Below are 12,654 nucleotides of genomic sequence, written 5' to 3' on the forward strand. Positions count from 1 at the left end.
TTGCGCACTTTTCTGGCAAAATGAACGCTGCCAATCCGCCGGTTACCCGATCAGATACCCGCTGACCAAACGAACGCCGGGAAAGGCCAAGGTCAGAAGCAACCAAGCCCCAAGGACAAATCGCACCGCCATGCGGCCACGTAGTGTTGATTTCTCATGAATGAAAATCAGGGTGCAGATGGTTGCAAAACCCAATAGGGTCAACAGCATCTTATGGTCAATTTCCCAAAGACTGCTGCCTTCGACATAACGAAGTGCAAATCCCGAAACAATGCCGATGGTCAGAACCCATGCGGACCATTTCAAAAAACCGACCAGCATGTATTCACTGTCGCGTAACGGCGGCAGACGGCGGCTCCAACGGGTCGGTTTGCGATGTTTAAGCGCATGTTCCTGCACGACATAGGCCATCGCCGCAATTGCCGCGAGCGTCACAAGCGCATAAGTGATCAATGAGCTGCCGATATGTGCCCACAGCCAACCTGAATACAGAGCTGGTCCTTCAACTGTCGGCGGTGTCTGGTTGCCAAACACGCGAAAAACGCCGGCCAGCACCGCAAACAGCAACAGATATCCGCCAATGTAACCGGCAAGTCGCCAAACCTGATGCGGCCCCTTGCAGATCACCAAGCCACCAAAGATCAGGATCACGGTAAGTTCTGACCAGTGAAGGGCGGCAGAAAATCCGCGCGACTGAACTTCTTCGCCCGTCAGGCCAAGCAACACCATCGTTCCGACTGCCGCCAGACAAATTGATCCATATAGCCACACATCACGCTTTGGCTCTTCGCGCATGATCTGCGCCGTAAGCGGCAACAACGCCAGTATGTGTATATATGCAGCAATCATGCGATGGTCCGTTTCCGTATTTCAGGCCACAAAGACCTGATATTCCAAATGCCGACTTGGCAAAGTCTTCGCAGAAAGATAGCCTGCGGCGCAATTCAGACAAGCCATGGCATCATGTTTATGACCAAAAAAATCGGGGTTGTCATCGTTGCTGCAGGCAGCGGTAGCAGATTTGGCGACCCAACACCAAAACAATATCACGTGCTTGGCGGTAAAAGCCTGCTTGCGCGTTGCATTGAATGCTTTGCCCGGCACACATCACCCGACCTTGTTCAGGTGGTCTATAATCCAGCACATCTGGATTTGTACGACAAAGCCATTTGCGACCTTTCCCAGGCGTCGGATCTGCCGGCCGCGATTGCCGGCGGTGAAACCCGACAGCAATCTGTGCTTAATGGTTTGCGTGGCCTTGCCCTGCACCATCCCGATATTGTCCTGATTCATGATGCCGCACGTCCCGGGATATCTGACGATGTCATTGAACGGGTTATCAGTGCACTTGAAACACATCGTGGCGCCATCCCGACTCTGCCCGTTGCCGACACCATAAAACAAACCGATCAGGGAAATGTCATTTCACGCACCATCCCGCGCGAAAGCCTGCACCGGGCCCAAACCCCACAGGGTTTTAATTTTACAACCATCCTTGAAGCTCATCAGAAGTTCGAAGGTCAGGAACTTACCGATGATGCCGCCTTGCTTGAAATGCTGGGCATTGACGTGGTGTGTGTCGAAGGCACGGTAAATAACGATAAAATCACCCGACGCGACGATTTCGACCGTGCGCAAGATTGGGTTAAAAGCACGAACAAGGAAGTTTACCAGATGCAGCAAGAAGAATACCGTGCCGGAACAGGCTTTGACGTTCACCGCTTTGCCCCCGGCGATCATTGTATTCTTTGTGGCATCAAGGTGCCCCACACTGCCCGACTTGACGGGCATTCCGATGCCGATGTCGGCCTTCACACCCTAACCGATGCCATTCTGGGCGCCATTGGCGCGGGTGACATTGGTCAGCATTTCCCGCCAAGTGACATGCAGTGGAAAGGTGCGTCCTCTGATATCTTCCTGAAGCATGCTGTTGATCTGGTGCGCAAACGTGGGGGCCGGATCGTGAATGCGGATATCACCCTGATTTGTGAATACCCCAAAATCGGCCCGCATACACAAGCGATGCGCACAAAAGTCGCCGAGATTCTTGAGATTGAAGTCGATCGGGTGAATGTCAAAGCCACCACTACCGAACGTTTGGGCTTTACCGGACGCGAAGAAGGCATTGCGGCGCAGGCTGCTGTCAGTGTGGCTTTGCCGATCAGCTAGTCAAGCTTTCTGGGCTTTCCAAGCGTGCGGTTAAAACAAAGGGCAGGATATCATCCTGCCCTTGTGCATTTCATCATGATCGATTGTGCCAAAATCTTAAGAAGCGGGTGATCCGCCCTCTTCTTCTGGCAATTGGTGCTTCATCAAGACGGGCACCTGCGCCATACCAAACACCATGGTAATGGGCATTATGCCCCATACCTTGAATGCGACCCATGTATCGGTCGGGAAGTTACGCCAGACAATCTCATTGACGATGGCAAGGAAGACAAAGAAGAACGCCCAGCGCCAGGTCAAAATGCGCCAACCTTCATCGGTCGCCTTAAAGGCGCTTTCCAGAACGAGCTTGAGAAACAGCTTTCGCGCCATCAAACCGCCAAACAGGATTGCTGCAAACAGCAAATTGACAATCGTCGGCTTGATTTTGATGAAAAGCTCATCATCAAGATAAAGCGTCAAACCGCCAAACACGATGACAAACACGCCACCAATCAACGGCATAACCGGAATGGTCCGCGCAATCATGTATGACGTAGTCAACGCAATGACCGTTGCCGCAACAAAGACGGCCGTTGCAGTCATAAGGTTGGTCGTAGCATTGGCCGCAAAGAACAGGATCAACGGCCCCATCTCCAAGGCCATTTTGGTAAGCTGGTTCATGAAATCTCTTTATCCACTGGATTAAATTTGCGCCATCCTAGGGGGCAAGCCGCGTTGATGCAATCACATCAGCCGTGATTTTGATCCCAATTGCTTTTGCAGCCATGAAACATAATCGTGATTGCCCCGTCCCAACGGGATTTCAAGGACACAGGGCACTTCATAAGGATGATGTTGCTCAACCCATTGGGCCAATGCCGGGGCGGTTGCCTGTGATGTTTTAAGAATGACGATCAACTCGTTTTCTTCTTCAACATCTCCGTCCCATTCATAAATCGCAGTCATCTGCGGCAAGACATTTGCGCATGCTGCAAGCTTTTCACGAATTGCACCAGCTGCGATCACACGTGCAGTTTCCATATCTGGAACAGTGACATACAAAAACGACATTTGGCTGGCGTGAAACGCATCGGGTGTCATTGCGATTGCTCCATGATTGATTATCCGTCACACTGTTCCCCATCCAGTGTTTATGATGCCAATCATACCATAACGGTGCGAGGAGTACCGATGACGGGGAAAAAACATTCGAAACCCACAGATGTCCAGCTTGAATGGCTACAACGTGGCCTAAGCCAGCCGGGTGGGAAATTGCCGCTATTTGACGGCAATGGCAAACAAATCAGCGAAAAAACGGTCAGAAGCTGTATTGATCACGGCTGGGCGGCCCCGTGGTTTGACAATCCGGTCAAACCCGACTGGCTGATTTGCAAGCTAACCGATGAAGGCCGTCTTGTTGTGACCGACCTTTCCAAAAAAGGCTCTTAACTTTTTGCGTTTACGCCAAAAGAACAAACGCATCATCCCAAATTGATCCAGTCGGCAGTTTCCCGGGTATCAAACATTGTGTCTGTTACCACGAACTGTGTTTGACCATGTTCAAATTGATGCGAAACACCATTGCTGCGATTGCCGTTGTTTGCATGGCGGCACCATCGGATACCTTGGCATCGGACGAAGATCCATGGGCTATTTGGAAGCAGATTGGCGTGCACGCCTTGATGCGCCATGCAACGGCTCCGGGAACCGGTGACCCGTCAAACTTCACCATCAATGATTGCAGCACACAGAGAAATCTAGATGATACAGGCCGACGTCAGGCACGCGAAACTGGCAAGCAAATACGTCAACACGGAATTCCGATTGATACAGTTCTTAGCAGCCAGTGGTGCCGGTGCATGGAAACAGCAACGCTGCTTGCACTTGGGCCCGTTACCGAAGAACCCGTACTGAATTCATTTTTCCGCGATCGCAGCACCGAAAACCAGCAAAACGAACAACTGATTGCACGTCTTAAGGGACTTCCCGAAGACAGCAAGGCGTTACTGATCACCCATCAGGTCAACATCACAAAGTTAACGGGTATCTATCCCAGATCCGGTGAAATCATCCTGATCCGACTTGATGAAAACGGAAACGTCGAAACGCTTGGCCGCATCATGCCAATGGCAAAATAACCGTTGAATTGAATTGGGAATTTTAAAAGGGAAATAATTGGTCGGAGCGAGAGGATTCGAACCTCCGACCCCCTGCACCCCATGCAGGTGCGCTACCAGGCTGCGCCACGCTCCGACCGTATAGATGCGCTCTTTGGCGCGGCTCGATAAATAGCGGCGCCACGCCAAAGACGCAAATGATTTTTACGGATTTTTTTTGACGTCCCGCAGGCTCGCCTGAAGGATACCTTGCAGCTCCTGCAATTCACCCAACACGCTCAGCAAAGCAGCTTTATCAACGGTTGAACCGTTAACGTCATCGGCAGAACTGGTGTTTGCGACCGATGCAGCGGCTCCCTGCTCACCCTCATGTGCTGTTACAGAGATTTCCGAGGGCAACTTGCCCTTGTTCTGATCAAGAAGCTTCTGAACCCCTTTGATCGTGAAACCCTGATCGTGCAGCAATGAACGGATATCGCCGAGAAAGTCGATGTCTTCGGGCCGGTAGTAGCGACGACCACCCGCCCGTTTCAATGGCTGGATCTGTGGAAACTTGGATTCCCAGAACCTTAGCACGTGCTGCTGAAGACCAAGCTCCTTTGCAGCCTCGCTAATTGTGCGAAAAGCAGAGTCAGACTTTGCTGTACGGCGAGAAGTTCCCGCCACAGCCCCCAAGTTCGTTTTCATGAGTTCTTTTCTTAAGCGTTAATGCGGGCTTTCAGAACCTGTGACGGTCGGAAGACGAGCACCTTACGCGGAAGTATAGGCACTTCTTCACCTGTTTTCGGGTTCCGTCCGATGCGCTGTCCTTTTTGACGCACGGAGAAGCTTCCAAACGAGGAAATCTTTACCACTTCGTCTTTGATCAGCGCAGTCGAAATTTCATCAAGAACAGTTTCCAGTAGCTGTGCGGATTCATTCCGCGACAAACCTACTTCTTGGTAAACGGCTTCAGCGAGATCCGCACGGGTAATCGTTGTTTCCGACATAACAGGCCGCCTCCTTATTTCGGGACTTTATACACAAGGCTATATCTGGTGGCTAAATCAGTCAATATCAACAGGATACACTGCTTTGAGGCGGAATGTTGTGATTTTTACGGATTAAGTGTGTTTTTCCGCACAATGGCGGCAACTCGACACACCCGAATTTACCAACGAACGAGCGAAGCACCCCAGGTAAATCCGCCGCCCATGGCTTCAAGAATCACAATATCTCCGCGCTTTACGCGCCCGTCATGAACGGCCTCGGCCAATGCCAGCGGAATAGACGCCGCCGATGTATTGGCGTGACGATCAACCGTCACAACAACTTTATCCGGCGAAATACCGAACTTCTTGGCCGTGCTATCAAGGATACGACGGTTGGCCTGATGCGGCACAAGCCAATCAATATCTTCTGGCTCAAGCCCGGTATCGGCAAGAACTTCGCGAATCACGCTTGCCAAATTGGTCACGGCATGTCGGAAGACTTCCTTGCCTTCCATACGCAGATGACCAACGGTCTGGGTAGTCGACGGGCCGCCATCAACATAGAGAAGTTCATATTTGCTGCCATCCGAATGCAGTCGGCTGGCAAGAATGCCTTGATCTTCGACAGTGCCGTTGCCTTCTGCAGCTTGGACAACAACTGCCCCTGCACCATCGCCAAACAGCACGCAGGTCCGACGATCTTCCCAATCTAGAATGCGCGAGAATGTTTCAGCCCCAATGACCAAGGCGGTTTTGGCCTGACCATTGCGGATATACATATCTGCAGTTGTCAAACCATAAATAAATCCAGAACACACAGCCTGCACATCAAAGGCAAAACCCTTAACGCCAAGACGGTTCTGAACCTTGGTCGCTGTTGCCGGGAAGGTATTATCCGGTGTCGCCGTTGCGACAATGATCAAGTCAATGTCGTCTGCGCTAACACCAGCATGTTCCATCGCCTTTTTCGCGGCTTCACATGCAAGGTCACTGGTGGTTTCACCTTCGGCAGCAATATGACGCTGACGAATGCCGGTACGCGCGACGATCCATTCATCAGACGTATCAACGCGCGCGGTCAGATCATCATTGGTTACAACATTTGCAGGAAGATATGAGCCGCAACCAATAATGCGAGAACGAACTGTCATGATTTGGGGACCGCCAGCTTTCTAATGTTTTGGTGAGTTTATCAGTTGGTTTGACCAACCGGAACCGCATCTTCCTGTATGGCGGCAACCTTGTTGGTTATCGCCTGTTCAAAAGCTGCAAGTTCGTTTTTGATGCTGTCATTCAGGTTATTCACGATCAAATCGTGGCAAACCCCGATGGCATTAGAAAAACCAAGCGCATCGGTACCGCCGTGGCTTTTCACCGCGATACCGTTAAGGCCCAGCAGCATCGCACCGTTATAGCGGCGCGGATCCATGCGATCACGGAAACGCTGCAGCGAACGACGGGCAAGAAGATAGCCAACCTTGGCAAAGAACGAACTTTTGAAAGTTTCGCGCAGGAAATGCACCAGAAGACGTGCTGTGCCCTCTGCGGTCTTAAGCGCAACGTTGCCTGTGAAACCATCGGTAACGATGACATCAACCGTACCCTTGGCAAGATCATCACCTTCGACAAAGCCCGCAAAGCGGATCGGAAGATCAATGTCGCGCAGGATCGCGCCAGCCTTCTTGACAGACTCGTTACCTTTAAGCTCTTCGATGCCGACATTGAGCAAACCAACAGACGGTTTTTCAAGGCCGAACAAAATACGGCTGAAAACTTCACCCATCAGCGCAAACTGAACCAGATTGTTTTCATCGCACTCGATATTCGCACCAAGATCGAGCATTACGGTCTCGCCGCGCTGAGTCGGCATATAGGTCGCGATTGCCGGACGGTCGATACCGCGCACGGTTTTCAGCACGAACTTGGCCATCGCCATCAATGCACCGGTATTACCCGCTGACACGACACCTTGCGCATCACCTTCCTTAACGGCGTTGATGGCAAGACGCATGCTGGAATCACGACGCTGACGCAAAGCAACGGAAGGTTTGTCTTCCATCGAGACTTCCTGCGTCGCGTGGCGAACCTCGCTAACTGTTTCCAATGCGGGATATTTAGCCAGCAACGGCTTAAGCCGTGCTTCATCACCAAACATCAGAAACTTGAGATGGGGGAGCCTTTTGAGCGCGATTTCAGCACCCGCTACGACCATCTCTGGCGCGTGGTCTCCTCCCATCGCGTCAAGTGATATGCAAACCTGTTCAGGCAACGTATTCTCTTATGGTTGTTCTAAAATTTCTGAACCGGATATCCGGCAGGTCAGCCATTGGGCTGATGACTGTCATCTATTCGCCGGAACGCCCGTAATTACCGGAAATCTCGCTCAGTTACAAGGTAAAGCCGAGGTCGGTAATCTTACCGCCCATCGGGAATACACTGTCATCTTACGTTGGAAAAGTGAAATGCCGGTAAAAACCGGCATATCCAAAGATCCTAATCGTCAAACCCAAGAAGCTTTTGGCGATTATTTTTTCTTTTCAAGTTGCTCTTTCAAACCGGCAAGCTGCGCGAAGGGATTAGGACGTTCTTCCTCAGCTTCCTCTTCGGCCATAACCAATTTCGGCAATTCTGCACCTTCTTGGCGCGGATACGGGTCCATCGCAACGGCCAGAAACTGCGCGACGACTTCGCCGACATCAATCTTGTTATCGACCAGCGGTTCTGGCTGATTCAGCAACGCCATCAGTTCTTCTTCCGACAGGTTTTCAAGATCATCCGGATTGGACGGAAGATCATCTTCTGACACATGCGGGGAAAACAGAACATCGACCGTGTCTTCGACGGCTTCCGGAACCGGCGCAAGTGTCGTTACGCAGTTTTGCGTGATCTGCGCACTCATTGGGCCATGAACGGTGACTTCGCCATTCGATGAGATCTTGATGGTCAGTTCTGCTTTAAGACTGTCGATGGATACCAGTTCAAAACGTTTGGCCAGTGCCGCACGTTCCTTTTCACTGGCTTCAATCGTGAGCCTTTCTTTCCGACTTACCTGTTCGTCGGTTTTGACAATACGGGAAAATTCGGGGGTAAATTTTTTAGACATCAGGTCGTTCTTTCTACTGCGGGGCTGTAACGGCAACTGCGGGAACATCGGGAAAATGCACCGCGCCGTTCTGCAATTCTAAAATAGCTTGTTTATCAAGGGATGCCAGTGCGTCATTCACATACCCGACCATCGCCATCAATTGTTCATCCGTAACGTCGGTATCTGCAAAAAGGTTCCGGTCCAATGCGGCGGCAAGTTCTAATGCGCCAGATTGAACGCCCTCTTCATATGCAACGATACGTCCGTGATAGGATTCTGACATTTTGCGGATCCGCTTAAGGATTCCGACATCGCCAATGCCCATTTCACGCATATTCTGGTCAAGATCGGCAAACATCACATCAAAGATATGTTGCGCCAGATCACGGTCCCCATCGTCGGTTTTAAGTCGACGGAACAAGACGAACGCATGGACCAGAATAAGGTCAAAACGCCCTTCTATTGTATCAGGAACACCAAGCTTTGCATAAAAGTCAGGTTGGCGTGCCTGCGTTACCATTGCAGTGTAAAGCTCGAACGCAGCGGTTTGCTTGCGGTCTTTTTTCTTAAGCCATCCAAACAACAGTAACACTCCTTCGTTGACATTCCCGCCATGGCAAGCAGAATGCCGTAAATCTTCTCGGGGCGGCTCTGCCCCAGACATTGCCCGGCAATATCATGCGCCTAGCGCAGAAACTCAAGGCAATTCCGGTTTGGTTTCAACAAGAGGGTCGCTCTGGTGAGCTTCATACACAATAAAATTACCCGCATTCCCCTGATCCTGCTCGCAGGATTGGCTGTTGCTTACGTCTCGGCATGCAGTCCCCGGATCGCCTCACGCGGCAACGCGCCGGAACCAGAAATGCTCGAACAGATCACAATCGGAGAATCGACCAAGGGCGATGTCACCGACATTCTTGGATCGCCTTCAACGGTTGCGGCCTTTGATGAGAATGTCTGGCTTTATATTTCCAAGACAACCGAAACAGTCGCATTCTTCGAACCGGAAACCGTCGAACAGAAAGTTGTTCTCATCAGTTTTGATGCGGCAAACCGGGTCGAAATCCTGAGCGAATATGACCTTGAAGATGGTAAGCCGGTTATTCCAACTGATCGCGTGACACCGACTGCGGGCCGCGAAATGACTATTTTACAACAGTTGTTTGGCAACCTTGGACGATTTAGCGAAGGCAAATAATCCTGCCAACAATCGCTGATCGCCAGATCAGAATTTTATCGAAAATGGTCGAACCCGCCCGGTGCGAGTTCGGCCTTTTTTCCATCCGCGCTAATCAGTTCAACCTGCCCTGCCCGATCTGTTACCGAACCAATGACCGTAACCTGATCACCCAGTGCCTTGATGTCATCAGGCGCACCGGCAATCAGCAATTCATAATCATCCCCGCCGCCAAGAATTTGGCCCCATCGGCTTTGATCGTTTTCTAGAACGGCTTTTGCTGCGGGGGACAAGGCAATTGCGTCCTGGTGGATTGTCATGCCGACATTTGACGCATCGCAGATTTTTCGACAATCCCCGGCCAAGCCATCCGACAGGTCCATGACAGCGAACCTGCATTCGAGGTCCATACATGCCTGACTGATTGCCATGCGCGGCTGTGGCACCCAATAGCGATCCTTCAAAAACGCCTGCGAGGCATCATCGATGTCGGGCAGTTCACCCATCAGCACGGACAAACCCAGCGCCGAATCGCCCAGCGTACCGGTGACGGCCAAAAGGTCCCCAGGGCGCGCCTGATCACGGCGAAGCGCCCTTCCCGCCGGAACATAGCCAAACGCCGTCAGACTAAAGAATGTCGGGCCTGGCGTACCAACCGTATCGCCCCCCAACAATGAAACCGAGAATGCAGCGCAATCATCACCAAAACTTTTGGCGAAACCGGCGATCCAGTCTTCGGTAAGATCCCGGTTAAAACCCACCGTCAAAACCACGCCGCCCGGGATCGCCCCCATGGCTGCAAGATCAGACATATTCACGCGCAGGACTTTTTGCGCGATCAGGCCCGGACCATCAATGCTGCGAAAATGGACGTCGGCCACCAATGCGTCTGTCGTTACAACGACTTCACATCCAGGTGGCGGAGAAAACACCGCCGCATCATCCTTAAGCGACAATGCGGCCGGGTCTCGCCGTGCGATGGGCGCAAAATGGCGCGCGATCAGATCGAATTCTCCTAATCGCGCTGCCATATCAGTTTTGTCCGGCTTCACCTGCACGCAGGTTTTTACCAATGCGATCAAGAACCGCATTCACCAGTTTTGGTTCTTTTTCATCAAAGAACGAATGCGCGGCGTCAACATATTCGGTGATAACAACGCGCATCGGGACATCTTCACGTGCCATAAGCTCGTAAGTACCCGCACGCAGGATGCTGCGCAGAACGGTTTCAAGACGCTTGGTGGTCCAACCTTTTTCAAGGGCACCATTAATCAAGGCGTCAATATCAACCATCCGTGCGGTGACACCCTGAACAAGATCGGCAAAGAAACCACGATCCGGATCAATCAGGTCTTCATTCGTCAGGTCAAGATCACGACCACCCTCGCCATCAAGGCGGAAGTCTGAATATTCGCGCACGATGTCACTTGCTGAAAGCTGGGACAGCTCAGCCTGATAAAGTGCCTGAATAGCGGCAAAACGCGCTGCGCTACGCTGCTGTGCGGCTGATGCCTTTGGTTTATCGGTCATTACTTGTGATGTATTCCAAAATGGTTTTGAACTTCTATCTGACGCAGAACAGCGTTGGCAGCTTCGCCACCTTTGTTCTTTTCATCCGCCTTGGCCCGTGCCAGTGCCTGTGCCTCGTTCTCGACAGTCAAAATGCCGTTGCCAATCGCAAGATTGTAATCAAGGCAAAGCTGCATCAGCGCACGGTTGGCTTCTTCGCAGATGTGATCATAGTGTGTCGTCTCGCCGCGGATAACGCAACCAAGCGCAAGATATCCATCATAGCGCGGCCCGGTCGCCAATTCTTCCATGGACTGTACCGCATAACGAATGGCAATCGGCACTTCAAAAGCACCAGACACCGAAATACGATCCCACGTTGCGCCACCGGCTTCTAGAGTCGAAGCAGCTCCTTTGACAAGGTCTTCGACGATATGCGTGTAATATGGCGCATCCACAATCAAAATGTGGGGGGCGTTACTCATGGTTTTATTCCTCCGAGACGACAAGCGGACGCTGATCAACCAGATTTAGGCCGAAGCCGTCAAGTCCTACAATGTGGCGTTTGGTATTTGAAAGCAGAATCATGTCGCGAATGCCAAGATCATGCAAGATTTGTGCACCAACACCATAATCACGCAAATCAGCATCGTCGGTTGCTTTGGCAATTTCCTGACGCAGGGATTCGCCATCGCCACCATTCAATTCAATCAGTTTGGCGATTGATGATGAAAGAGTATTGGGGCGTGGTTCGCGGATCAAAACCACAACACCACGTCCCTCTTCACCGATCTGGCGCATTGCTGCGGCCAATTGACCATGATGACCGGTCTGGGTATCGCCAAGAACATCTTCGAGCACATTAAGCGCGTGAACGCGTGTAAGCACCGGCGCATTATCGCTGATGTCACCTTTGACCAATGCGATATGTTCCGCATAGGTGATGTTGTTGACATAAAGATGCATGTCAAACTCGCCACCATTGATGCTTTTGATCTTGGTGGTTGCCTTCCGCTGCACGACTTTTTCGTGTTTGCGACGATAGCGGATCAAGTCAGCAATCTGGGCGATTTTCAGATTATGCTTTTGGGCGAACTCGACAAGTTCCGGCAATCGGGCCATTTCACCCGACTCACTCATGATTTCGCAAATCACACCAGATGCATTCAATCCGGCAAGACGGGCAATATCAACCGATGCTTCGGTATGGCCGGCACGGACAAGAACCCCGCCCGGACGGGCACGCAACGGGAATACATGCCCCGGCGTCACGATGTCATGGCGTCCGGCATTGGGATCAATTGCAACCGCAACCGTTCGTGCACGGTCCGGTGCAGAAATCCCCGTCGTCACGCCGGTTTTGGCTTCAATCGATACGGTGAAGGCCGTTTCATGGCGTGTGCCGTTATGGGCACTCATCATGGTCAGGCCAAGCTCATCACACCGTTCTGATTCAAGGGTCAGGCAGATCAGGCCTCGGCCATGGGTTGCCATGAAATTGATTGCATCGGGTGTCGCCATTTGTGCAGGGATCACCAGATCGCCTTCATTTTCACGATCCTCGTCATCGACCAGAATAAACATCCGGCCGTTGCGGGCTTCTTCAATGACTTCTTCAATCGGTGAAAGATAGCGGTGCGGCATCGT

17 protein-coding genes and 1 tRNA gene are annotated in these 12,654 nt (G+C 51.7%); 4 read left to right on the forward strand and 14 right to left on the reverse strand.

Translation table 11 applies throughout. The features are described from left to right. Positions 1–42: 42 nt before the first annotated feature. Positions 43–849 carry a cytochrome C assembly family protein gene (locus tag RIC05_RS17645; protein WP_350045902.1) on the reverse strand — a complete coding sequence of 269 codons (807 nt, stop codon included), beginning with the start codon at positions 847–849 and terminating at the stop codon, positions 43–45. 120 nt (positions 850–969) lie between these two features. Between RIC05_RS17645 and RIC05_RS17650 the strand changes: the two genes are divergently transcribed. Then, positions 970–2,169, forward strand: a complete 1,200-nt coding sequence (locus RIC05_RS17650) for a bifunctional 2-C-methyl-D-erythritol 4-phosphate cytidylyltransferase/2-C-methyl-D-erythritol 2,4-cyclodiphosphate synthase (RefSeq protein ID WP_350045903.1) — start codon at positions 970–972, stop codon at positions 2,167–2,169. Positions 2,170–2,265: 96 nt separating this feature from the next. Here RIC05_RS17650 and RIC05_RS17655 read toward each other — a convergent pair whose 3' ends face one another. Beyond that, positions 2,266–2,829 carry a septation protein A gene (locus RIC05_RS17655; protein WP_350045904.1) on the reverse strand — a complete coding sequence of 188 codons (564 nt, stop codon included), beginning with the start codon at positions 2,827–2,829 and terminating at the stop codon, positions 2,266–2,268. 63 nt (positions 2,830–2,892) lie between these two features. Then, on the reverse strand, positions 2,893–3,249 hold the full coding sequence (cutA, locus tag RIC05_RS17660) for a divalent-cation tolerance protein CutA (protein WP_350045905.1): 357 nt from the start codon (positions 3,247–3,249) through the stop codon (positions 2,893–2,895). Positions 3,250–3,339: 90 nt separating this feature from the next. On the opposite strand from cutA, the gene RIC05_RS17665 reads away from it, so the two are divergent. Continuing rightward, complete coding sequence (locus RIC05_RS17665; protein WP_350040612.1) at positions 3,340–3,597, forward strand: hypothetical protein; 258 nt, start codon at positions 3,340–3,342, stop codon at positions 3,595–3,597. Between the two features lie 107 nt (positions 3,598–3,704). Then, positions 3,705–4,286 (forward strand): histidine phosphatase family protein, encoded by a 582-nt coding sequence (locus RIC05_RS17670; protein ID WP_350045906.1) that lies wholly within the window; start codon positions 3,705–3,707, stop codon positions 4,284–4,286. A 38-nt stretch (positions 4,287–4,324) separates the two neighbouring features. Here the strand turns inward: RIC05_RS17670 and RIC05_RS17675 are convergent. The 7 genes from RIC05_RS17675 to RIC05_RS17705 form a co-directional block, all read right to left on the reverse strand. After that, positions 4,325–4,401 (reverse strand) — tRNA-Pro (locus RIC05_RS17675). 68 nt (positions 4,402–4,469) lie between these two features. Continuing rightward, positions 4,470–4,952, reverse strand: coding sequence for a MerR family transcriptional regulator (locus tag RIC05_RS17680; protein WP_350045907.1), 483 nt, complete (start codon positions 4,950–4,952; stop codon positions 4,470–4,472). Positions 4,953–4,963: 11 nt separating this feature from the next. Then, positions 4,964–5,254, reverse strand: coding sequence for an integration host factor subunit alpha (locus tag RIC05_RS17685; RefSeq protein WP_033069712.1), 291 nt, complete (start codon positions 5,252–5,254; stop codon positions 4,964–4,966). 161 nt (positions 5,255–5,415) lie between these two features. Continuing rightward, positions 5,416–6,387, reverse strand: coding sequence for a beta-ketoacyl-ACP synthase III (locus tag RIC05_RS17690; RefSeq protein ID WP_350045908.1), 972 nt, complete (start codon positions 6,385–6,387; stop codon positions 5,416–5,418). A 41-nt stretch (positions 6,388–6,428) separates the two neighbouring features. Then, the gene (gene plsX / locus RIC05_RS17695; RefSeq protein ID WP_350040616.1) at positions 6,429–7,505 is read right to left on the reverse strand and encodes a phosphate acyltransferase PlsX; all 1,077 of its coding nucleotides are present in this window, start codon (positions 7,503–7,505) and stop codon (positions 6,429–6,431) included. 255 nt (positions 7,506–7,760) lie between these two features. Beyond that, entirely contained in the window at positions 7,761–8,339 is a 579-nt protein-coding gene (locus RIC05_RS17700; protein WP_350045909.1) for a YceD family protein, read from the reverse strand. A 13-nt stretch (positions 8,340–8,352) separates the two neighbouring features. Further along, positions 8,353–8,913, reverse strand: a complete 561-nt coding sequence (locus tag RIC05_RS17705) for a ubiquinol-cytochrome C chaperone family protein (protein ID WP_350045910.1) — start codon at positions 8,911–8,913, stop codon at positions 8,353–8,355. A 147-nt stretch (positions 8,914–9,060) separates the two neighbouring features. Between RIC05_RS17705 and RIC05_RS17710 the strand changes: the two genes are divergently transcribed. Then, a complete protein-coding gene (locus RIC05_RS17710) occupies positions 9,061–9,519 on the forward strand; it encodes an outer membrane protein assembly factor BamE (RefSeq protein WP_350045911.1) in 459 nt (152 codons plus the stop codon). Positions 9,520–9,554: 35 nt separating this feature from the next. Here the strand turns inward: RIC05_RS17710 and thiL are convergent, their stop codons facing one another. The 4 genes from thiL to ribB are packed head-to-tail and all read right to left on the reverse strand — an operon-like array spanning position 9,555 to position 12,651. Then, entirely contained in the window at positions 9,555–10,529 is a 975-nt protein-coding gene (gene thiL / locus RIC05_RS17715; RefSeq protein WP_350045912.1) for a thiamine-phosphate kinase, read from the reverse strand. A 1-nt stretch (position 10,530) separates the two neighbouring features. Beyond that, positions 10,531–11,028, reverse strand: coding sequence for a transcription antitermination factor NusB (gene nusB, locus RIC05_RS17720; RefSeq protein ID WP_350040621.1), 498 nt, complete (start codon positions 11,026–11,028; stop codon positions 10,531–10,533). After that, on the reverse strand, positions 11,028–11,492 hold the full coding sequence (gene ribH, locus RIC05_RS17725; RefSeq protein ID WP_350045913.1) for a 6,7-dimethyl-8-ribityllumazine synthase: 465 nt from the start codon (positions 11,490–11,492) through the stop codon (positions 11,028–11,030). Before ribH ends, nusB begins: the two co-directional genes overlap by 1 nt. A gap of 4 nt (positions 11,493–11,496) precedes the next feature. Next, positions 11,497–12,651 (reverse strand): 3,4-dihydroxy-2-butanone-4-phosphate synthase, encoded by a 1,155-nt coding sequence (gene ribB, locus RIC05_RS17730; protein WP_350045914.1) that lies wholly within the window; start codon positions 12,649–12,651, stop codon positions 11,497–11,499. Positions 12,652–12,654: the final 3 nt, after the last annotated feature.

This window comes from Thalassospira sp., from assembly GCF_040218635.1.
Lineage (GTDB): Bacteria > Pseudomonadota > Alphaproteobacteria > Rhodospirillales > Thalassospiraceae > Thalassospira.